This is a genomic window from Geobacter psychrophilus (assembly GCF_056821595.1).
Genome location: NZ_JBXDTU010000004.1, coordinates 3,917,402 through 3,937,250, shown reverse-complemented (window position 1 = coordinate 3,937,250; position 19,849 = coordinate 3,917,402). Strand labels below are relative to the sequence as shown.

25 protein-coding genes are annotated in these 19,849 nt (G+C 48.1%); 21 read left to right on the top strand and 4 right to left on the bottom strand.

Going from position 1 to position 19,849, the window contains the following annotated elements:
* Window positions 1-199: 199 nt before the first annotated feature.
* From htpG to ACOCF6_RS20885, 3 genes are all read left to right on the top strand, one after another.
* Entirely contained in the window at window positions 200-2,137 is a 1,938-nt protein-coding gene (gene htpG / locus ACOCF6_RS20895) for a molecular chaperone HtpG (protein WP_482462253.1), read from the top strand.
* 367 nt (window positions 2,138-2,504) lie between these two features.
* Window positions 2,505-5,159: a bifunctional diguanylate cyclase/phosphodiesterase gene (locus ACOCF6_RS20890; RefSeq protein ID WP_482462252.1), complete on the top strand. Its 2,655-nt coding sequence runs from the start codon at window positions 2,505-2,507 to the stop codon at window positions 5,157-5,159.
* Window positions 5,160-5,211: 52 nt separating this feature from the next.
* Entirely contained in the window at window positions 5,212-6,036 is an 825-nt protein-coding gene (locus tag ACOCF6_RS20885; protein WP_482462251.1) for an HDOD domain-containing protein, read from the top strand.
* Between the two features lie 157 nt (window positions 6,037-6,193).
* On the opposite strand, the gene ACOCF6_RS20880 is transcribed toward ACOCF6_RS20885, so the two are convergent.
* The 4 genes from ACOCF6_RS20880 to ACOCF6_RS20865 form a co-directional block, all read right to left on the bottom strand.
* Entirely contained in the window at window positions 6,194-7,138 is a 945-nt protein-coding gene (locus ACOCF6_RS20880) for a tyrosine-type recombinase/integrase (protein ID WP_482462250.1), read from the bottom strand.
* A 174-nt stretch (window positions 7,139-7,312) separates the two neighbouring features.
* Window positions 7,313-7,702: a hypothetical protein gene (locus ACOCF6_RS20875; protein ID WP_482462249.1), complete on the bottom strand. Its 390-nt coding sequence runs from the start codon at window positions 7,700-7,702 to the stop codon at window positions 7,313-7,315.
* 23 nt (window positions 7,703-7,725) lie between these two features.
* The gene (locus tag ACOCF6_RS20870; RefSeq protein WP_482462248.1) at window positions 7,726-8,910 is read right to left on the bottom strand and encodes a type I restriction endonuclease; all 1,185 of its coding nucleotides are present in this window, start codon (window positions 8,908-8,910) and stop codon (window positions 7,726-7,728) included.
* A 44-nt stretch (window positions 8,911-8,954) separates the two neighbouring features.
* Window positions 8,955-9,755, bottom strand: a complete 801-nt coding sequence (locus ACOCF6_RS20865; protein WP_482462247.1) for a LexA family transcriptional regulator — start codon at window positions 9,753-9,755, stop codon at window positions 8,955-8,957.
* Between ACOCF6_RS20865 and ACOCF6_RS20860 the strand changes: the two genes are divergently transcribed.
* From ACOCF6_RS20860 to ACOCF6_RS20775, 18 genes are all read left to right on the top strand, one after another.
* On the top strand, window positions 9,754-10,017 hold the full coding sequence (locus tag ACOCF6_RS20860; RefSeq protein WP_482462246.1) for a hypothetical protein: 264 nt from the start codon (window positions 9,754-9,756) through the stop codon (window positions 10,015-10,017). The two genes, ACOCF6_RS20865 and ACOCF6_RS20860, sit on opposite strands and share 2 nt — an antisense overlap.
* A gap of 58 nt (window positions 10,018-10,075) precedes the next feature.
* Window positions 10,076-10,522, top strand: coding sequence for a phage regulatory CII family protein (locus tag ACOCF6_RS20855; protein WP_482462245.1), 447 nt, complete (start codon window positions 10,076-10,078; stop codon window positions 10,520-10,522).
* Window positions 10,523-10,636: 114 nt separating this feature from the next.
* The gene (locus ACOCF6_RS20850) at window positions 10,637-10,855 is read left to right on the top strand and encodes a hypothetical protein (RefSeq protein ID WP_482462244.1); all 219 of its coding nucleotides are present in this window, start codon (window positions 10,637-10,639) and stop codon (window positions 10,853-10,855) included.
* 256 nt (window positions 10,856-11,111) lie between these two features.
* A complete protein-coding gene (locus tag ACOCF6_RS20845; RefSeq protein ID WP_482462243.1) occupies window positions 11,112-11,675 on the top strand; it encodes a recombinase family protein in 564 nt (187 codons plus the stop codon).
* Entirely contained in the window at window positions 11,662-11,913 is a 252-nt protein-coding gene (locus ACOCF6_RS20840; RefSeq protein WP_482462242.1) for a hypothetical protein, read from the top strand. The genes ACOCF6_RS20845 and ACOCF6_RS20840 overlap by 14 nt, the downstream gene beginning before the upstream one ends.
* A 99-nt stretch (window positions 11,914-12,012) precedes the next feature.
* Entirely contained in the window at window positions 12,013-12,633 is a 621-nt protein-coding gene (locus tag ACOCF6_RS20835) for a hypothetical protein (protein WP_482462241.1), read from the top strand.
* Between the two features lie 23 nt (window positions 12,634-12,656).
* Window positions 12,657-12,941: a hypothetical protein gene (locus ACOCF6_RS20830; RefSeq protein ID WP_482462240.1), complete on the top strand. Its 285-nt coding sequence runs from the start codon at window positions 12,657-12,659 to the stop codon at window positions 12,939-12,941.
* Entirely contained in the window at window positions 12,938-13,369 is a 432-nt protein-coding gene (locus ACOCF6_RS20825) for a Lar family restriction alleviation protein (protein ID WP_482462239.1), read from the top strand. The genes ACOCF6_RS20830 and ACOCF6_RS20825 overlap by 4 nt, the downstream gene beginning before the upstream one ends.
* Window positions 13,366-13,557, top strand: a complete 192-nt coding sequence (locus ACOCF6_RS20820; RefSeq protein WP_482462238.1) for a hypothetical protein — start codon at window positions 13,366-13,368, stop codon at window positions 13,555-13,557. Before ACOCF6_RS20825 ends, ACOCF6_RS20820 begins: the two co-directional genes overlap by 4 nt.
* Window positions 13,544-13,747 (top strand): hypothetical protein, encoded by a 204-nt coding sequence (locus ACOCF6_RS20815; RefSeq protein ID WP_482462237.1) that lies wholly within the window; start codon window positions 13,544-13,546, stop codon window positions 13,745-13,747. Before ACOCF6_RS20820 ends, ACOCF6_RS20815 begins: the two co-directional genes overlap by 14 nt.
* 732 nt (window positions 13,748-14,479) lie before the next feature.
* Complete coding sequence (locus ACOCF6_RS20810) at window positions 14,480-14,716, top strand: hypothetical protein (protein WP_482462236.1); 237 nt, start codon at window positions 14,480-14,482, stop codon at window positions 14,714-14,716.
* Window positions 14,717-14,736: 20 nt separating this feature from the next.
* Window positions 14,737-14,961: a BrxR family helix-turn-helix transcriptional regulator gene (locus ACOCF6_RS20805; RefSeq protein ID WP_482462235.1), complete on the top strand. Its 225-nt coding sequence runs from the start codon at window positions 14,737-14,739 to the stop codon at window positions 14,959-14,961.
* 40 nt (window positions 14,962-15,001) lie between these two features.
* Window positions 15,002-15,331 (top strand): hypothetical protein, encoded by a 330-nt coding sequence (locus ACOCF6_RS20800; RefSeq protein WP_482462234.1) that lies wholly within the window; start codon window positions 15,002-15,004, stop codon window positions 15,329-15,331.
* Window positions 15,332-15,417: 86 nt separating this feature from the next.
* Entirely contained in the window at window positions 15,418-15,642 is a 225-nt protein-coding gene (locus ACOCF6_RS20795; RefSeq protein ID WP_482462233.1) for a hypothetical protein, read from the top strand.
* A gap of 325 nt (window positions 15,643-15,967) precedes the next feature.
* Window positions 15,968-16,219, top strand: coding sequence for a hypothetical protein (locus tag ACOCF6_RS20790; protein WP_482462232.1), 252 nt, complete (start codon window positions 15,968-15,970; stop codon window positions 16,217-16,219).
* Window positions 16,219-16,509: a hypothetical protein gene (locus ACOCF6_RS20785; protein WP_482462231.1), complete on the top strand. Its 291-nt coding sequence runs from the start codon at window positions 16,219-16,221 to the stop codon at window positions 16,507-16,509. Before ACOCF6_RS20790 ends, ACOCF6_RS20785 begins: the two co-directional genes overlap by 1 nt.
* The gene (locus tag ACOCF6_RS20780; protein WP_482462230.1) at window positions 16,506-16,745 is read left to right on the top strand and encodes a nicotinamide mononucleotide transporter; all 240 of its coding nucleotides are present in this window, start codon (window positions 16,506-16,508) and stop codon (window positions 16,743-16,745) included. Before ACOCF6_RS20785 ends, ACOCF6_RS20780 begins: the two co-directional genes overlap by 4 nt.
* An 8-nt stretch (window positions 16,746-16,753) precedes the next feature.
* A complete protein-coding gene (locus ACOCF6_RS20775; RefSeq protein WP_482462229.1) occupies window positions 16,754-19,834 on the top strand; it encodes a toprim domain-containing protein in 3,081 nt (1,026 codons plus the stop codon).
* Window positions 19,835-19,849: the final 15 nt, after the last annotated feature.

Below are 19,849 nucleotides of genomic sequence, written 5' to 3'. Positions count from 1 at the left end.
ATCGCTTATTATGTTCTTCCATATTCCCTTATTCTGGCCCTGAAACACAGGATACGTGCATTAACGAAGTTATTTTCTGTCAGAAAATCACTTCAAACTTACTAACCCTGCTTCGCAGGATAAGTGCGTTACACGAAATCCTTTTCTGTTGAAGAACACAGCAAATGATTTCTAACTTACTAAAGGAGGCTTTATCCGCATGTCCAAAACCACGAAACAGTTCCAGACCGAGGTCCAGCAGCTCCTTGACCTGGTTATCCACTCACTGTACTCCAACCGTGACATCTTCCTGCGGGAGCTGATCTCCAATGCTTCCGATGCCATTGACAAGGTCCGTTTTGAAGCCCATTCCGACGAATCCCTTCTGGAAGGCAACAGCGACTGGAAAATAAAAGTCATTCCCGATAAGAAGGCCGGCACCCTGACCATTCTTGACAACGGCATCGGCATGAGCCAGGCCGAGGTCGAGGAGAACATCGGCACCATCGCCCGCTCCGGCACCAAAGCCTTTATGCAGTCCCTGAAAGACAAGGCTGATGCTAACAATCCCGAACTGATCGGTCAATTCGGAGTCGGTTTCTATGCCTCCTTTATGGTGGCCGACCGGGTTACCCTGGAAACCCGCAAGGGTGGATCGAATGAAGCCGGCTGCCGTTGGGAATCAGCCGGCGACGGCACCTACACGGTTGAAGAATGCAGCCGCGAGCAGCGCGGCACAGAGATCGTCCTGCACCTGAAAGAGGAGTTCAAGGAATATCTGGACGAATGGAAGATCCGTTCCATCGTCAAGAAATACTCCGACTATATCCAGTACCCGGTTGCCATGGACATCATCCGCAGTGAAGTGCCCAAGGATGTGGACGGCAAGCAGATCGAGGGGGTTGGAGAGCTCGAAACAACTGAAGAGCAGATTCTCAACTCGATGAAAGCCATCTGGGCCCGCCCCAAGAGTGAGGTCACCGAAGAGGAATACAACGAATTCTACAAGCATGTGTCCCATGATTTTGAAGCCCCCTTCCGCACGATCCACTTCTCGGCTGAGGGCACCAGCGAATTCAAGGCCCTGCTCTATCTGCCGGCCAAAAAACCCTTCGACATGTTCATGGTTGACCGCAAGAAAGGCCTGCAGCTGTATGTCAAGCGGGTCTTTATCACCGACAAGTGCGAAGAGCTGATCCCCGATTATCTGCGCTTTGTCAAAGGTGTGGTGGACTCCAGCGATCTTCCGCTGAATGTTTCCCGCGAAATCCTCCAGGAAGACGTGCAGATCAAGCGCATCCAGAAGGGTCTTGTCAGCAAGGTCCTGTCTACTCTGGCGGAGGTCAAGGAAAAGACCTTTGATGAATACGTCGCGTTCTGGAAAGAGTTTGGCCAGGTCATCAAGGAGGGCATCCATTTTGATTATGCCAATAAGGAAAAACTCCAGGATCTGGTTCTCTTTGAGAGTACAACAACAGAAGCAGGCGCTTTCGTTTCGCTAAAGGATTATTGCGGCCGGATGCCGGAAGGGCAGAAGGAGATCTACTATATCACCGGTACCAGTCGTGAAACCCTGGAGCAGTCGCCCCACCTTGAAGCATTCCGCGCCAAAGGGTACGAGGTACTCTTCCTGACCGATCCGGTTGACGAATGGGTGGTTCAAGCACTGACCGAATACGACGCGAAACCGCTCAAGGCGGTTGACCGGGGCGATATCAGCCTGGATAGCGAAGAAGAAAAAAAGGAAAAAGACAAGAAACGCGAAGAGGCCCAGAAGGAATTTTCGGACCTGATCTCATTCATGTCAGACCGCCTCAAGGACAAGGTCAAGGAAGTGCGCTTCTCCAACCGCCTGACCGACAGTGCCTGCTGTCTGGTGGCCGAAGAGTACGGCATGAACGCCAACATGGAGCGCATCATGAAGGCCATGAACCAGGCCGTGCCCGAATCCAAGCGGGTGCTGGAACTGAACCCGGATCACCCCATCTTGAAGGCCATGGCCGGCATCCATCAGCAGGACAAAAGTGCTCCGGCCCTGTCGGACTATGCGGACCTGCTCTACGACCAGGCCCTCCTGACCGAAGGTACCCCCATCAAGGACCCCCTGCGCTTCACCAGGCTGGTCAGTGAATTAATGGTCAAGGCAGCAGGAAAATAACTGATTTTTGCCACATTTCAGACTATTGCGTGATAATGCTTCGGATTGGGTCGCATCTTTTAATCCTGGCGCTAGTGCAACGAATTAGTATGGATCCTCTCTGAGACAGCCGGATCGTCAACCTATCAACCAGTTTGATACGTCAGCGATCCGGCTTTTATCATCCTAAATCATCTCAAATTCCCTTCGCAACAGCGTTTATGTAATCTGTTGATACAGAAAGCGTTAGTGCTGATTCTAGCACCATGGCATACCCGCACAATTTTCATATTGATCAAAAAAACTCCCTTAACTGATATTTTTTTTTTTTGTGATACTATTTTTAAAAAGCATTTATTCATGACATTTTTTTATATAAAGGTCGCGTATGAGGCATCGTGCCAAGACCATTATTGTTATATTAATTACACTTGCGACTGTACTGGCGCTTTTTGCTCTCGGTTCTCGCTATCTTTTTCAGGACAGTTTTTCTCGACTTGAAACCAGTAGGATGCAAACAGAAATCTCACGCGCCAATGAAAGCATCTACTATGAACTGGACCAGATATACACGATCGCCGGCGACTATTCCGGTTGGGATGATGCGTACCGATTTGTTCAGAATGGGAATCACGCTTTCATCAAAACAAATCTTGCCGATGCAATCTTTCCGAAACTACGCCTGAATCTGATTGCATATCTGGATACAAACGGCAACGTGATCTACTGTCGACTATTTGACTATTGCAACAACCGTGAATTGCCCATCCCTGCCGATATCAAATCCCAGCTCTCACCCGGGTCTCCGCTTTTGGCCAATCCAGTGAAAGAAGCTGCCGTTAAAGGCTTTATCACTACCGCTGACGGCATTCTCATGTCAAGTTCACGTCCAGTATTGACCAGTGACTACAAGGGTCCTGCCAAAGGTACGCTTGTTATGGCACGCTATTTTTCGGTTTCCGAATTGCAGGAAATTTCAAAAAGGACAAAACGCACTCTCGCCATAAGGAAATTACCCATTTCAGAGCAGGACAAAGAGTCTCACAGGATTCTGTCTCACTTGAAAAACCCGACTGATGCATATGTCATAACTGATAATGAAACCATTTACGGCTACAGTCATTTTCATGATATTTACGGCAAAGATGCATTCATGCTCAAGATCAGCTCTCCCAGCAACATAGCAATGCAAGGTCAAAGTACAGTCAACAAATTCTTCATTCTGTTTGCATGCATGAGTCTCCTGTCTGCTGGTGGTATCTATGCAGTATTCGATCGATTGACGTCATCACTGCAAAAACAACGCGAATCGGAAATGCAATACCACACCCTGGTGGAACGAGCGGCTGAAGGGATTGTCATAACAACGATGGAGGGATATTTTATTCTGAATGCCAATGCAGCTTTTGCATCATTGACAGGAATGCCGCTCAAGGAAATAAGGGGCTGCTCTCTGCTGACCTTTTTCGACGGCACTCATGCTGAACTCAGAGAAGAGTTTACCCGGCTTCTCACACAAACTCGTGAACTGAAACTTGTCAACAGATCCGGAAACACTGTATTTGCTGAAGTCAATGCCAGCAAGATAAATCACGAAGGCAAGCCCGTGCTTTCACTCATCATTCACAACATCACTGAGCGAAAGAATTTCGAGAATAAGCTTATGTATCAAGCCAATCACGATCCGCTTACCGGCCTGCCAAACCGCATCCTGTTAAATGACCGGCTCAGTTACTCGCTCGCCATGGCCCGAAGAAGAAAGGGACGCATCGTCCTCATGCTGCTGGACTTCGATCATTTCAAGGTCATTAACGACACCATGGGGCACTCGTACGGAGACCAATTGTTGCGAGCCGCAGCCCAGCGGCTGCAGTTACTGCTCAGATCCAGTGATACGATCGCCCGCATTGGCGGAGATGAATTTGTTGCAGTACTGACAACCCTTAACAGCAAGAATAATGTGATAACCATTGCAAACCGTTACCTGGAAGAAATTGCCAAGCCATTCAATCTGCAAGGCCAGGAGGTCAATCTTACCACCAGTATTGGGATAGCCCAATTTCCTGATGACGGAGATACGGCAGAGATTCTCTTCAAGAAAGCCGATACAGCCATGTACAACGTGAAGGAACGTGGCCGGAACGGCATCCAGTTCTATGCTGAAGAGATGAACCACAGGGCGCATAAGCGCATGAAGATCGAATCGCGACTTCATCATGCCATCGAGCGAAATGAGCTGAGCCTCCATTACCAGCCTCAGATCAATCTTGATTCAGGTAGGATTGTGGGCATGGAAGTTCTTCTGCGATGGACAAACAGTGAGCTGGGGTCAGTTTCACCGGCAGAATTTATACCCATAGCCGAGGAGAGCGGTCTGATCGTCCCTTTGGGAAAGTGGGCACTCCAGACCTCCTGCCTTCAATTTATGAACTGGTCAGCAAAGGGTCTACCTAACCTTAGGATGGCGGTAAACCTCTCTCCGCGGCAGTTCAATCAGAAAGACCTTGTGGAGATGGTACGGGACATATTGAATACATCCGGCATCGAACCGTCTTGCCTGGACCTTGAAGTGACCGAAAGTCTAATGATGAACAATATTGAAGATTCTATCGAGAAGATGATTGCACTCAAACAGTTGGGGGTCAGTCTCTCCATAGATGATTTTGGTACAGGCTACTCTTCGCTCAACTGCCTGCAGAGATTCCCCCTCGACATCCTGAAAGTTGATCGTTCATTTGTCATGGAAATCGGTAAAGGAAACAAATCTGTTATTATCAGGGCAATTGTTGCCATGGCACACAGCCTGGGCCTCACGGTTATAGCGGAAGGTATTGAGACGGTAGAACAACTCAATTTTCTCAGAATACACCGCTGCGAAGAGGTCCAAGGATATTATTTCAGCCGACCGCTTCCCGCCGACCAGTTTTTTGAATTAATTTCGGGCACCACCGAATATATTTCACAAAATACGCCTGCTGATTTGCATGCAGATCCTTGTGACGCCAGGCTTCCCCTACTGGATTCCGCCGTAGGAACATGCTGATTCTTCATCTTTTGTAACAGATTATTTTCATGAATTTTTGAAAGGATGTGCCATGCAGGTTTCACAAGAACTGTACAACACTATATACTCACAACCAATTGAGTTGAAGGTATTCGAGCCGATCGCTTTGGAACTGCTGAAGATGGTTGCCGAGCCTGATATCAATTTTTTCAATGTTATTCGAATTATCAAAGAAGATCAGGCTCTTTCGGCACATGTTCTCAGAATGGCTAATTCGCCGTCCTATATGGGTCGAGGCAGATGTGAAACCATAGAAAATGCAGCCATACGATTAGGCACCCAACAGATTGCAAATATTGCTATTGCTGCCTCCCATGCTTCAGTGCACGCTTCCAATGATCCCGTCGTACATAGCGCCATGCAGGACCTCTGGCTGCATTCCCACGCATGCGCTGTCGGTTGCCGAGTAATCGCATTGAAGACAGGGTATCAGACTATTGCCGATCATGCCTATTTAGCCGGTCTTTTGCACGATATCGGCAAACTGAACCTGCTCAAGGCCCTGGAACGCATTAGTCAAGACAGGAACAACAATATAATCCTTGATAGAAATCTTTTATTGACGGTATTTGCAGAGCAGCACATAGAAATGGGAACACTAATCATGGACCATCTGAACCTGCCACAGATCTATCGCGATGTCGTTGCTCAGCATCATAGCGAGTATTGTGATACCAATGACGTTTTGCTTGCTGTGGTCAAAATGGTGAACGTCAATAGCCGCAAATTCCAATTAAATCATTTTCCGACACCAGACATGAATGAAACTGTTTGCATTGATATTTTTTCATCGAAGTGGGACGACACTTCGATGAAAAAACTGGAAGAAGTAATGACCGGTTCAATTGATGGATAACTACAAGGTTTTACACGTTCCTTTGATAAGAGACTCTTCTTAAATAGAAACAGCCACCCAGGATCTCTCCTGAGTGGCTGCTTTATATGGTCGGGGCGACAAGATTTGAACTTGCGACCACTAGACCCCCAGGACTGTGTATAGAACCGTAACAGCTTTATTTTGCTTTTGATTTAGTTTTTTTCGCTTCTTGGTTGCAGAGGCGGGTCTTTTCTCTGGTCAGATATCCATCCAGTTTTTTCACCCTTCCAATGCGTTTCCCCAGGGTTGTCGTTATGTATTTTCGGGTGGTCTCAATCACTTCATGTCCGAGTTGTTCTTGAATATCGACCAAAGAAACACCGGCATCATGAAGCCGAGACGCATGTGTCCCCCTGAAGAGATGATTGTAAATATTCTTGCTCACCCCGGCCCGATCGGCGGCCGCCTCGATACCTTTTCGAAGATCCTTGAAAGCTTCCCCGGACGTGGGGTTTTTAATCAGCAACCCTGTCTTGACCTCTGCAATGCGGGTTTCAAGTTCCTGGTAGAGCCTGTCCGTACCGATGGCAACATACCGCTCTTTATCGCCCTTCCCTATCACCCTGATTTTCGATTCATCAAGATTTATATCTTCTACGGTTACATGGAGCCCTTCAGTTCTGCGCATGCCGGCGTCATGGTAAAGCAACACAGCCAGCCGGGCATTGTCGGAGCACTCAGTAAGGAGCTTGTCAACTTCAGGAATACTTGGAAGGTTAGCAGTTCGCTTGGGAAGTTTCTTGAATTTGGGAAGATCGAACGGCAATTTCAGCATGTACCCTTTTTTGATGCTGTAATCCAAAAACGCGCCGAAGTATTTCATCTCTGTGTTGATCCTGCTCTTGCTTACAGGGGTAGGCTTGACTTTACTGTTCGGAGGGCTCCAGAGCGTTTTATGACGATCATCAAGGTATTTCTCGAAAAGCGGCAAAGACAGGCGGGATAAATGCCACTGTCCGAAGTGATCAAGCAGTTTCAGTGCTGCATATCCGATATCTGTAATAGTTCCTTCGGCATGATCACGAGCGTACCAGCGCAACCATTCATCCCAGACATCTACTACCTTGGGATCGTGAGGCATTGTTTTAGAGTGTTGCCTGCGGAGGGCCAGTTCGATCCGTTTGGCAAAGGCCTCCGTTGTATCGAATACAACCTTCTTGATTTGTTTCCCCTTGCGGCCCTGGGGGTAACAATCAATCTCGAAGGCTTTTGGGACTATCTCACCTTTTTTATTTTTGTAGGGACGGACGGACATTTACGGGATGATTGTGTAGTTGTGATAGAAATCAAAGTAACACCGTTCACCAAATGACAACTGGGTATCACTCCATGTGAAATAATACTTTGAACGTAATGCGGGAGTTTCATATAACCATTCACGACGAGATGTCCCTGGGCCGTCTGTCACATCGATACTTAACGGAGCCCCCTCAGTAGAGAATACTTCGTTCATCTTCGAAGTACAGAATGTATTTGAAGGAATGAATGCCGCAGCGCCCGCTAAAGTAGGTGGATGACCTGTAAAGTTAGCGAAGGGCAAAGTGGTGGTGGTTCCAGTTGCTGGAGCTGCTGTTGTGGTATTATTCACTGTATCGCCACAACCTGCCGTGATCAGTAGTATGAGAACCAAATAGATCAGCTTCATTATTTCCTCTGTATACCCAAAAATTATAATGTGCCGTTATTGACCTGATCTTCTTTTTTCTTAACCTTGAAATTATTATCTTCCTGACAATAAGACAGTGCATCAAAGATGATACCGGAAAGCTTTATAAGGTTTTCTGGCCTTGGAAGTATTACGCTGTTACCCGGGCCCAGTTCAAGGCCAGCCCTCTTGATGAGCGCCTTGTGCTGATCAGTAAGCTCTATTTGAAAATATGCTGCGGGTTTTCCACGGTCACCTAGATATCGCAGTAACCAACGGTTTGATTTGCCCTGGTAAAGTACAGTGTAGTAACTCTCCGTATCTTTTCCAACAATTTCACCTTCAAGGACCTGTCCATCAAGAATCATGTGAGTAATGCTAAGCAGCTTACGCTCTGCCGGAGTTGTTACGATCTTACTATTTTCAGGATCTATCCAATCCCTCTCAGCGTTATCAACAACAGATTCAACGGATGTAGATAGTTTAGGATCTGACGGTGTGACAGAAAGACCACTAACGACCATACTGCTCAGGGAATCGGCCACGGCCTGTTTGATAATTGGCCCAAGGGCTTCCAGATATTTAGTGGTGAGCTGTTTCGGTAAGGCCGCACGTGATGCAATAAATTTAACGAAATCAGAATCAACATCACGTAAACAGGTCCCAATGATACCGGTGAACAAATCAATATAGACCCGCTGTTCTGCAAAATTTTTAAGTTTATCGGTCTGAAAGTAGTCATATCGGAAGTTGGCAAGTTGTTCAGCATCGTTATCGCCCAGTGATTCAAAGTTCACTGTTAAGAATGGAGTGGAGTCCATAACATTGGGATTATTCAGATCCGTAAAGAAGCGCCATTCTTTACCATTGGTTATTGCTGACATCTTGATACCAGTGGTTGCATTGAAATAACGGGCAACCTGGCCAGTATGATTGGTGAGCTTTTCATTGTAACTCTTCGCCTCAATAAACATAACTGGCTGGCCATTGGAGAAAAGAGCGTAATCCACACGTTCACCAACCTTGATTCCAGGAAGATCAGCACCGTATTCAGCTTTAACTTTTTGCGGATCAAAGGGGCTGAAACCTAGGATATCCAAAAAAGGAAGTACCAAGGCTTGTTTGGTGGTCTCTTCAGTGCCACAATGTACGCCATTTGTTTTGACATGCGCTGCATGACGATTTAACCGCTCTCTGAACTCTTGCATACGTCCCTCCAATTGGAATCAAGTATATTAAAATAATTACTATTTCAAGCCAACTTTCCAATAAATACGACTCGGCCAACAACCCTAAATTCACCGGCATCCATATCATCCATGTTCATTTCTTTACTCCAACTGGTTGGATTATCCGATGATATCAGAAATTTATATCCAGGCAATCTTTGGATCCTCTTTACCAACGTCGTATCTCCCATCTGAAGCACATATATCGAACTATCTCTGGCAATAAATGCCTCTGCCGAGTCCAAGACAATCAGATCGCCTGGGTAAATGGTCGGCTGCATGCTGTCACCAGTTGCCCGGATACAGCACAAACCGCTGCCCGAGGAGCCGAATGTCATCTTTGCATATTCTTTGGTGAATGATAGCCAGCTTTCAACGTGCTCATTGTGATTGATGGACCCTACCCCACAACTGCCCAAGGCATTATAGAGTGGAATCTGGATGTAATTTTCTGGGCGAAGATCAAAACCCCGCGCTTCAATTTCATCGATATTTACCATAGTTGTACCCTCTTTTAAGGGCTCCATTATCTCACCGGTACCATGTTCCAGCCATTCTGGATTGACGTGATAATAGCTGGCGATTGCCCTTATCACTGGAGTTGTTGATTTATTTCGCCCCTTTACCATTTCAGTAATTGAGGACGCGGCCATACCTATTGCAGCAGCAAGATCCTTCTTTTTTGTCTTATTCTCTTTTATTAATATTTCCAGCCTGTTAGAAAAATTATTCATTTTCTGTATTTTCCCGTTGACTAAATTCAATATCTGTATTATTTCTGTAGATAGTAATTCTACAGAAATTAACACGGAGCATACAGCCATGCAAGAACCTTCTAACGAAACTACTATCCATTCCCCAGGTTGCTATGACTGGAGCGAATTTACCCGCAAGGAACGCGGATTCCTTTCCGGATGGTGCCGGGATCACAAGCACCCGAACGGTGAAGTGTTTAATTACAAAACCGTTCACATGCTGATCAACGGGAACTATTGCAGCGGAGCCGGGCCAAAGATCAAAGACATGATTCGTGCAGCCCTTGCGGAAGGTCTGATCTATGAGTATGAGACCCGAGAAGCCGCGTAGTTGGACACTAGACCCGTTTGCCGTCGTAAAAAAATTAGAAGTTTCAAGGGAATTTCTTATGAGCACTCTCAAAGATAGCCTTCACGAAAACATTCATGAGTCAGATGTACCAATTAAGCGGCTCTGCGACATCCTGGGCATCAGCTATTCATACCTTGCCAACGCCGGCAATCCAAATCTGGAAGATTTCAATTTTCAATTGCGACACTTGATCCCATTGACGAAGGCCACCAACTGCTTTGCAACGCTCGATTACATTGAGCGGGCATTGGGGCGTGTGGCCTTTTCTGTACCCGTCATCGGTGTTGATGTTTCGGAGGTGGCCGCCGAGGTTTCCGCCGTGACGATGGAATTCAGCCACCTGATGAAGGAATTGTCTCTGGCCCTGGCTGATGGTCGGGTCCAGTCAAACGAGTGGCCTGACATCGCCCGTGAGTGCGACCATCTGGTGACCAGGGTGTGGAGACTGAGTGAGGCCGCAAAACAGGAAGCCGCAAAGCCATGATGTCCGAGTACGACGTGCAGCTGATCTGCATGGCAGAAGACACGATCGGGGCTATTGACCGATGGAACGAAAGCCGGGGCCATGGCCCACATGGAAAAGGAGGAAGGAAACGCCATGAAAAAAACACAGTACAAAAGATGGCAAGTGATTTTGGGGGCTATCGGTTTCCTGCTGATTATGGGTGTTGTCGGCAAGATTGACCAAGATTCACAGCAGGCGATGCTGGATGAGCAGATCAATATCAGAGATAGGTTGGTAGCGCAAATCGATGAGTACGAACAATTATTGGCGGCTGTTTACGAATTACAATCAAGGCCGCAAAGAGGGGAATGATATGCCCGAGACCTTGTGCAAGTCATGCAAGAATAGGTGCGGGATCCTGACCCACTCACAGTATTGCATGCACTTTCTGACCAGCTGGTCCAGAAATCTGCCCCTGCCTGACTGTCATCTGTACGAAGAAAAGACATTTCACGGTCTGGAAGGCGTCAGACCATAACAGCATCCGGGGATAGGCTGATCACCGAAAGGAGGGCTCCTCACCCTCCCCTCCCCGGAAATCCCACCAGAGGAATGACTGGAGGAAGTCATGTCAAAGATAGGTTACGCACGAGTAAGCACCGAAGGGCAAGAACTGACCGCACAACTGCAGCAGCTGGAAACGGCGGCTGTAGAGAAGATTTTTCAGGAGAAGGCCTCCGGCATCAAGGAGGACCGCCCCCAGCTGGCCGCAATGATGGAGTATGTCCGCGAAGGTGACACCGTTATCGTCTGCAAGCTGGACCGCATCGCCCGCAGTACCAAACACCTATTACAAATCGTTGAGGCCCTTGAGGTCAAGAAGGTTGCCTTCCAGGTGCTGAATATCAACCTGGATACCAGCTCACCCACCGGAAAACTGATGCTCTCCATGCTGGCAGCCATAGGCCAGTTCGAACGGGAGATGATGCTGGAGCGGCAGCGGGAAGGCATCCGGATCGCAAAGGCCGAGGGCGCATACAAAGGCCGGATGCCGACGGCACGCAACCAGAGTGCCGCGGTGCTGGAGCTGCTGGCCGGCGGCAAGACCAAACAGGCTGCAGCCGATGAAGTGGGAATCAGCATTGCTTCCGTATACCGGATCGCCAGGGGAGGTAAAAATGTCAGAGCTTGATTTGTTTGAAAAGGAACTGATGGATCACTTGCAGGAAATCTGCGCAGTGCTTGATTACAACGCCTTAGCCGGCATCTTTCTGGCCTCGGCTGTTTATCAGAGTGGCAAGCCGATTGGCGACATAACATTAAGTGAAATGATTGGTTTCATAAGGAAATCAGGACAACGCTACAACGATTTTCACGAAAAAATAGAGGCGGAAAAAAAGAATGGCAAAAGTGAAGAACTGCCTGCATGAGGCCTGCCGGCACAATACGGATCACCAGTGTATGGCCACAGAAATAGAAATTGATGAGTATCTACACTGCTCCAGCTTGAGCGACAAAGGAGAGAGGCAATGAGTAAGCATTTCACAAAAGGTATCGTTATTGGCCGGATCACGGAAATCAAGGATGAAATGACCAAGGAGAGCAAAAAGAAGTACGTCACTCTCACTGCGGATGTTTCGAGCACCCTCAGCGGCGATGTGACAGCCTACTGCCGCATGTACGAGAAGAACGGCAACATCGATGAGCTGAAACGCGTCTGGAATAGGCAAAAGTCAAGTCTGTTCAAGCTGCAAGGGATCTATTCCCAGTACCAGAAGGATTCAAACAGCCCTTTCCTTTCCAACTTCACATTGTACGGGTTTGAACCGGTGGAGAGCGGGACCAAGCGGGCATATTTCATCGTTGTGGGTGAGGTATCCCATCAGCCGAGCAGTCTTAATGATGGTGGCCAGCGGTTTCTGGTTGCATTGAACAGAGAAGGCAACGATGAGGAGACCTATGAGTTCTTTGCCTCGGGCGACAAGCTGCTTGATTCGGTTTCCGTTGGTGATGTGGTGCGGGTCAAGGGCCTGATCCGGCAGAAAGATCCTGATGGTGTTTGTGGGGGAGATGGCCCGATCCGCGCTTACCTGGAGTCGTTGGAGATTCAGGCGACTGACAACTCCGCTGATGAAGACATTCCCTACTGACCATGACAAGCGAGGACAATGCCATGTTTCAGCAATGCAAGAACGAATACCAGGCCATGATTACCCGGATTGAATCCGTGGTGAAAGATAAATGGCCCGAGACGCTGCAGGATGATGGTTCTGTATGGACTTGGCTTGACGATCACCGCCCCGATCTGCGCACCAAGTACCGCGATCTGACCAAACGACTGAACGAGACCTGGCACAACGGCATGCTGGCTGAGTTCAAGAAGCTGGTGACCGAATGGGGCCGTGTGCAGCTGGAGATTTTCAAGGGTTATGCGACACATCTCAAGGAGGCTGCATGAAACCCTGCCCTTTCTGTGGAGGGACTTCCCTCTACATGGATCACGTCATTATTGATGAAACAAATACTTATTTTTGGATGTGCCGGAAGTGCGGCTGTGAAGGGCCGCATAATCCGGACATAAAATTAGCATCTTCCCTGTGGAATTCCCGGCAACCGCTGCCGGGCCTCCAGTTTCAGTTTCCCCGGACCAAGTTTGTTTCTGAAAACGGATTGGCCACCCAGGTAGGGCATATGGCCAGTGAGCAGAGAGAGATTGAAGTATCTGTGCTGACTCCCGACCTGCCACATACCATAGAAGAGATTATGGACAAATATCATTCTGCGGAAACCGGTCTGAGGATTGCCCAGGAAAAGTACGGGGTTGATCTTGATGAGATTTGGCGGCTGGTGCAGGAAAAAAACTATGACCGGGGGTATTACTCGTGATCACGATCGATGAGTTGATCCGCCAGCTGGAGGAGTTGAAAGAGGTCCACAACCTGCCCGGTGATTCTCCGGTTTGTATTGATCGGGGTGACTGCCTGACCGAGATCGAAGAGGTTGATCTGGATGCTCATGACGAAACTACCGTTGTTATTTGGTGCGGGGATCGGGTGGAAGATGAAAACCATTGAGGAACTTGAAGCTGATCTGAGAGGTCGGGATCTGATCTACAAGCACCAGCCGGCGCTGGGATCCGTGATTGATTCGTTGATAGACCTTGCCAAGAAATATCGTGATGACGCCCGGCATGATCGGAACACGATTCGGGAGCTGCGACGGCAAACTTTTACATTAACCATATTGCCTAAAAATACTAATTAGACAACCACCGGAGCAAATTTAATGAAGTGGCCTACTTATTCATCAAAGGATTACGAATGGTGCACTCGGCCTGATGTTTGTTCTGGATGTTTACAGCGTAGAGACCTGAAAACAGAGTGCAAACGCCTGACGCTAGAACGATTGGGCAGAAAGAGCCAACCATGTTTGTTCTAGCCTGGACAAGTGGTCACATACCGCCACGCACGATGTTCTTCATGGAGACAGGTACTCACTGGGGAACGACTGAAAACATCAGTGAAGCAAAGCGGTTCAAATCGGAAGATGCAGCAATTCAGACATGGAGGACCCGTTGCACAGCATGGCCGGATGATGAACCGTATGCATCTTCAATCAAGACAGGCCGTACCAGGGCAGAACGGGTAGATCAAGGTGGACTAAGATTTTAGATAACGGGACCAGTAGAGGGAGTGACGCATGTCTTTATTTATTTTGCTCGGGTTTTTCTTGATTTGGTTGGGTTTTGGATTGTGGTCAATGATGCCAGGGCAATCAGGAAAAGTGAAGAGAACAACCAATCATTTTAAATAAAAATATCCGAATATCCAGCAGGCTATCTCGTTTGTACAGCGGATTTTGGGGAGTGATTGCGAGTGTTCCCGGCGATTACTCAAATTGGATGATGCCCATCCTCTGAAACCAACAGCGGAACCTGGAGAGATAGCCAAACAACCGACAGCCGGGCGGCATCCCGGCACAAATAAAGGAGCGGCCATGGACGCAGCAAAACTTGCAGCAGCGGTACGGGGAATGAGAGAAAAAGTCGACATTATCATGGATGCTAACATTCCCGAGATCGAAGCTGTTTCTGATGAACTTCGTGATGTGAAATGTCTTCTTGGTGTGCTGGCTCATATCGTGGATGGCAAGCCGATTACCAAAGCATTTGGAGCCCCTGGTGACTGGGGTTACGGGACACCGATAGCCAATGCGCTCGTAAGCAGGGGATAACTACCAAACAGGAGGGTATCGTGGCCAATTACGCAGTTGAATTGCGACTCAGATTTATAGATTTTCTGCTGCACCAGTACGGGACATTGAATCGTAGCGCCATCATAGATTATTTCGGTATTTCTGAACCATGCGCCAGTCGAGACATTCAGCAGTATATCGAGAAAGCCCCCAATAACATTGTCTACGATAAAAAGGCTAAAACCTATATTCGCGGGGTGAATTTCAAACGGGTATGGGCATAACGACTGACGAATTATACGGCTTGTCCACACGGAGGAAGTTATGCCTAAATTTGAACGTGAGAATAGATATTTGGTTCTGAAGCGGCGAGACCTTATCAATTCTCTGACTGAGCTGGAACGGCAAATATTACGTGAAATCACAATCAAAGTGCGGCTCTATCGAGAGGGCACCATGCAAAAACAACCTCTCCAATGCGTTGTAGTTGAACACGACTGGCCGGAATATGAGCCAACATGGAAGGCAATTGAAAAACGCATGACAGCCAAGTGTACCTGCTGTGCGAGAGGCGGCGAATATAACGGGTTTGGTAGTGATGGCCCGCTACTATTTCACTGCGACTTGCCAAACGGTTGCAGTTGCCATGATTAAACCGAGAGCGAAGCGAAGATGAGTTTGACCCGCTGTTATGGCGGGATTTTAGCTGGACAAGGAGCAAGGAAATGATGAGAGCAAAGATGGAAGTAAGATCAGTAGCACCGGCACACGAAGGCGCTGAAACAATCAAGATGGCGGCTGTTTGTGGTACTGACCCCTTTGGCCCGAATGGTGAGAGTGAAGACAACTCGTTTGCCCATTGGACTCCGAATGGTGATCTGAGCCTGACGATCACGAACCCCGAACTGGTCGGCAAGTTCACAACAGGCCAGAAGTTCTACGTTGATTTCTCACTGGCAGAGTAACAACGGTAACAGTTTGCGGTGGCCTCTTGAAATCCAGTGAGAATGAGCAAGCCAGTTTCGGGCCACGATGGAAGCACCGCGCTTTCCCGCCCTGGTAGTAGGCTTCTGGTAAAAAGGACTCTATTTCAAAGCCACCGCAATTTTAGATATATAGGGGGGGGTATGGGACGTGATTACAAAGAAATGTCTTGCCCAAAATGTGGGAATCAAAACGTAGAGCGATTGAATAAATTCGACAAAAATACATCAAATGGGGTTGTACCCCTCTGGCGATTCTGGATTGATTTCCACTGTTACCATTGCGGACACGACTGGGAGCATTCACATGCAAATTAACCAGAAATTCAAATATGTGGAAGGTGCTTTTGACACCGTTTCCGGTGAAATCAAGTGTGTCGTGAGTCGTAAGTATTTGGAGGTGGAATTGTGCTTCGTTGCGGGTATGAACATTCCATTTTGTCAAATCAAACTTTACAGCTCTGGTTTGCGGATGGATGCAGAGGCCACTTTTTACGATGCGATAAATCTCGGTAAAGAGATCGCGCGCCGCTGGAACGAATGCCCGGAGAAACGATAATGGCATATTTCCCAAATGGCACAAGCGGAGAAATCCTTGATGATCAATGCAACGAATGCATTCACGGCCTGAATAACGATGTCATGTGTCCGGTATACCAAGCTCAGATTCATTTCAATTATGACCAATGTCGACCACGGGAAAAGAAGCTCCGTACGGCGCTGAATATGCTGATCAATGAACAAGGTATTTGTCAGGTGAAGGGCGTTTTTGAAAAGGTTCGGTATTTGAAAACCGTTGACGATGACATTTCGGAGCTGGAGCGGTTTGATCGGGAGAGAATTGCATGACCACACTCACCTGGATACTGACCGCCCTTTCCGTTTTTGGAGTAATTCTGAATACTCATCAGGACCGGCGCTGTTTCTACATCTGGATCGTAACCAATACATCCTGGGCTGCGGTGGATTTTTACAAAGGCATCTATGCCCAGGCGGCTATGTTTTTACTGTATCTCTGCCTCTCTGTCTGGGGGCTCTACAAATGGCGGCACAAGGCAATACATAAATCTGAGGCGATTGATTAGAGGCAATCATGAGTGATTTTGAACGTGTTAAGGAGGCTATCAGCCTCCGTTTAATAATACCGCAGGAAACCGGGGCAACCCTGCATGACAAAACCGGTCACCTCTCCGAATGCCCACTCTGCCAACACAAGGACTGTTTTTCCATTCCACGTGGCGGTAAATATGACGGCACATGGAAATGCCATTCCTGCGACAAGCATGGCGACATTTTTACCTTTTTGGAGCTGTACTATGGTCTGGACAAGGCCGGGGCGCTCAAAAAAGGGGCCGAGCTGGCAGGCATCACCCTTGAAGTGAAGAAACGCAAGCCGCTTTCCAAGCCTGATCAGGTCAAAATAGAGACAGCGGAGTATTACCATGCCCGGATGGTTGAGAACGGTGGCAAGGAATATTTCATCGATCGACGGGGCCACCGCATGGAGACCCTGCAGGCTGAAAAATGCGGCTGGTCTGACGGGCGGCTGCTGGACCATCTGCGCTCCAAAGGTTTCACGGATTCAGAGATCGTGGAAAGTGGAATGGCCAAGGAAAAAGAAATCGGGGAAGGTTTCCGGGTCCTAGATTTTTTCCCCAAGGGAATGGCGATCTTCCCGCATTGGTCACACAAGAAGGTTCTCCACTTCACCATGAAGGATCCCCGGGATATTCCCGTAGCGGAAAAATACAAGTTCCAGCTGCCCAACGACAAGCGGGATAAGAAATGGTGCTTCTACGGGCAGGATGTGCTGGAGAATTATGAAGAAATTATTCTGGTTGAGGGTGAACACGACCGGCTGCAGGTTCAAAATTGCGAGATTTCGTATGTAATGGCCATGATCGGACAGATCAGCGACGATCAGATCAAGGTTTTGCAGAATCGCTGCAAGACCAAGCACCTTTTTCTCTGGGTTGATAACGACGATGCCGGACGTAAGTACATCCGTAAAATATGCAAAACCATGCCTGATGCCCATGTCCGGGTGATCGTCTACGGCAAGGAAGGCGACGATCCGGACAGTTACCTGAAACAGGTGGAGGGTGATCGGAAAAAGCATGTCAGGCAGCTGCAGCTGGATGCCGGCAACATGGATTACATCACCTGGGAGATTTTACAGGCTTCCACCCTCCCCACTCTGGAGGCAAAGCTGGAACATCTGAAGTTTCCGGCCGGTGATGAGAATGCAAACATTTTCCGCCTGATCGGGCGCCACCAACTGACCCAGCAGCAGGTTTATACCGAGAAACTTGAAAGTTTAGGCTTTACTCAAAAGGCTATAGAGCAACAACTTGATTTTTCGAATGATCTTTACAAACAGATTACAACATATTACGAGCAGGTAGGCGGACAGCGCGGCGCTGATCCGATTGTACTGGCCGAGATCATCTACAAGTTTTTTGCCCACCATGGCCGCTTCTATTACGATTCCATGAATACTGTCTGGCTGATCTATCAAAACCATACCTATGAGGTCAGCAAGAATACTGCTTTCAACTCAATCATGCTGAAACTGACCAGGTTGATTGTCAGTCAGGCACCTGGAACGCAAGTCTGGGACGCTTTATTACATACGGCATACCTGAATGGCCGGCGCATTGACATGGGCCGCTGGATTCTCACCGATACCGACAAAGATACCATCTTTTACAACCTCAACAGCTCAAACAACGTGATTCTGAAGCTTTCCAAAGATCGCATTGCCGAGGTGCAGAACGGCATGAATGATGATCATGTTCTGCTGGCCTCTTCTCACAAGATCCTTCCTTTCAATTTTCTACCGGATGCCGAGATTCAAGAAGGCATGAGTCTGCTGAAAGAGCTGGTGTTTGATAACCTGGCTGTGAAGCGGGAACAAAAGTTCCTGATTCTGCCCTGGTTGATTTCCGGTTTTTGCCCTGATTTTGCCCCTTACCAATTCCTCTTGAAGTTTGAGGGGTACGCTTCCAGCGGCAAGTCGACAGCTGCCAAGCTGATCACTGCCCTGGCATACAAGACAGAGGACCTTTCCGATAACTCCGCAGCGGCTGCTTTTTCATCTGCAGCCAAGAATCCCCTGGTTGTCATCGATAACCTTGAGCACAAAGACCTTAACCGCGGATTGCAAAAATTCCTGCTACTGGCTGCTACACGTGGCCAGAAGGAAAAGCGCAAGGGCGGTTCCGATACCGACACCATTGAGGAAAGCCCCCGGGCCCTGATCTGCATTACAGCGATTGAGCCGTTCACGCTTTCCGAGTTGATTTCCCGTACCTTTGTTCTGGCGTTCGACCGGCGGGTGTATGGATCTGACAATTTCCACGAATCGGAAGTGGTTGAGCAGATCAAGAAAAAGCGGGATCTGATTCTTTCATCAATTCTGCGCTTCATCCAGGTTGAGATATTGCCGAATCTGGATCAGCGCAAGGTTTTCATGAGCATCCTGAACAAGCAGTTCAAAGGGCATGCGAAAGACAGAACCAACGCATATTTGGCCCTGCTGATGCTGATACTTGAGAAGATGCTGAAGTATATCCCGTATTACGAGGGCGAGCAGGCCAAGCTGATGGAGGGGTTTGATTCCGGAGAAAAGGACATCTACACAGCATGGATTGAGGAACAGAACAATTCCAGCAGGGAAACAGAGATCGGCAGCAACAACATCCTTCAGATGCTTGATTCGATGGTGAGAGAGTACACGCATTTCTTCAAGGGCCGGACAGACTTCAAGTCAACCGCTTTTGAAAATGGATATGAAGGTCAGGACGTATTTGTCATGGAGCACCCTGATTACGGTATCAAGATGATTAAGACCGTACCAGAGACGCTATGCTCTGTATGTGACAGATTGTCTACAGAATGTAACTGCAATGGGGATAGGTACAGCAGATCGTATGTTGAGTTCGTGGCCACGTCTGGGGAGATCGTAGATGCCTTTGATCGTCTGGCCAAGAATACAGGCAAGAGAAGCAATTGCTTTGACTCTGCCAGCATCTTTACTGCCAGGCTACGCAACGACAGGGGCTTGCTCAAGAAGAGCGGCTGGGATCTGGTAGAGACCAAGGACAAGGAACCCTATTTCAAGATCATCGGCGGTAAAAGGTTCCTGAAGTTTACCCACACGCTGGTCAGGTAGATGGTGCAGTCTCGA

Bases quoted from the DNA above. Each gene is read 5' to 3' on its own strand.
- ACOCF6_RS20845 (WP_482462243.1), top strand. From the start codon at position 11,112: ATGTCAAAGATAGGTTACGCACGAGTAAGCACCGAAGGGCAAGAACTG.
- ACOCF6_RS20860 (WP_482462246.1), top strand. From the start codon at position 9,754: ATGCAAGAACCTTCTAACGAAACTACTATCCATTCCCCAGGTTGCTAT.
- ACOCF6_RS20810 (WP_482462236.1), top strand. From the start codon at position 14,480: ATGGACGCAGCAAAACTTGCAGCAGCGGTACGGGGAATGAGAGAAAAA.
- ACOCF6_RS20890 (WP_482462252.1), top strand. From the start codon at position 2,505: ATGAGGCATCGTGCCAAGACCATTATTGTTATATTAATTACACTTGCG.
- ACOCF6_RS20855 (WP_482462245.1), top strand. From the start codon at position 10,076: ATGAGCACTCTCAAAGATAGCCTTCACGAAAACATTCATGAGTCAGAT.
- ACOCF6_RS20825 (WP_482462239.1), top strand. From the start codon at position 12,938: ATGAAACCCTGCCCTTTCTGTGGAGGGACTTCCCTCTACATGGATCAC.
- ACOCF6_RS20815 (WP_482462237.1), top strand. From the start codon at position 13,544: ATGAAAACCATTGAGGAACTTGAAGCTGATCTGAGAGGTCGGGATCTG.
- ACOCF6_RS20795 (WP_482462233.1), top strand. From the start codon at position 15,418: ATGGAAGTAAGATCAGTAGCACCGGCACACGAAGGCGCTGAAACAATC.
- ACOCF6_RS20780 (WP_482462230.1), top strand. From the start codon at position 16,506: ATGACCACACTCACCTGGATACTGACCGCCCTTTCCGTTTTTGGAGTA.
- ACOCF6_RS20840 (WP_482462242.1), top strand. From the start codon at position 11,662: ATGTCAGAGCTTGATTTGTTTGAAAAGGAACTGATGGATCACTTGCAG.
- ACOCF6_RS20870 (WP_482462248.1), bottom strand. From the start codon at position 8,910: ATGCAAGAGTTCAGAGAGCGGTTAAATCGTCATGCAGCGCATGTCAAA.
- ACOCF6_RS20800 (WP_482462234.1), top strand. From the start codon at position 15,002: ATGCCTAAATTTGAACGTGAGAATAGATATTTGGTTCTGAAGCGGCGA.
- ACOCF6_RS20830 (WP_482462240.1), top strand. From the start codon at position 12,657: ATGTTTCAGCAATGCAAGAACGAATACCAGGCCATGATTACCCGGATT.
- ACOCF6_RS20850 (WP_482462244.1), top strand. From the start codon at position 10,637: ATGAAAAAAACACAGTACAAAAGATGGCAAGTGATTTTGGGGGCTATC.
- ACOCF6_RS20835 (WP_482462241.1), top strand. From the start codon at position 12,013: ATGAGTAAGCATTTCACAAAAGGTATCGTTATTGGCCGGATCACGGAA.
- ACOCF6_RS20880 (WP_482462250.1), bottom strand. From the start codon at position 7,138: ATGCCTCACGATCCCAAGGTAGTAGATGTCTGGGATGAATGGTTGCGC.
- ACOCF6_RS20885 (WP_482462251.1), top strand. From the start codon at position 5,212: ATGCAGGTTTCACAAGAACTGTACAACACTATATACTCACAACCAATT.
- ACOCF6_RS20790 (WP_482462232.1), top strand. From the start codon at position 15,968: ATGCAAATTAACCAGAAATTCAAATATGTGGAAGGTGCTTTTGACACC.
- ACOCF6_RS20775 (WP_482462229.1), top strand. From the start codon at position 16,754: ATGAGTGATTTTGAACGTGTTAAGGAGGCTATCAGCCTCCGTTTAATA.
- ACOCF6_RS20785 (WP_482462231.1), top strand. From the start codon at position 16,219: ATGGCATATTTCCCAAATGGCACAAGCGGAGAAATCCTTGATGATCAA.
- ACOCF6_RS20875 (WP_482462249.1), bottom strand. From the start codon at position 7,702: ATGAAGCTGATCTATTTGGTTCTCATACTACTGATCACGGCAGGTTGT.
- htpG (WP_482462253.1), top strand. From the start codon at position 200: ATGTCCAAAACCACGAAACAGTTCCAGACCGAGGTCCAGCAGCTCCTT.
- ACOCF6_RS20865 (WP_482462247.1), bottom strand. From the start codon at position 9,755: ATGGCTGTATGCTCCGTGTTAATTTCTGTAGAATTACTATCTACAGAA.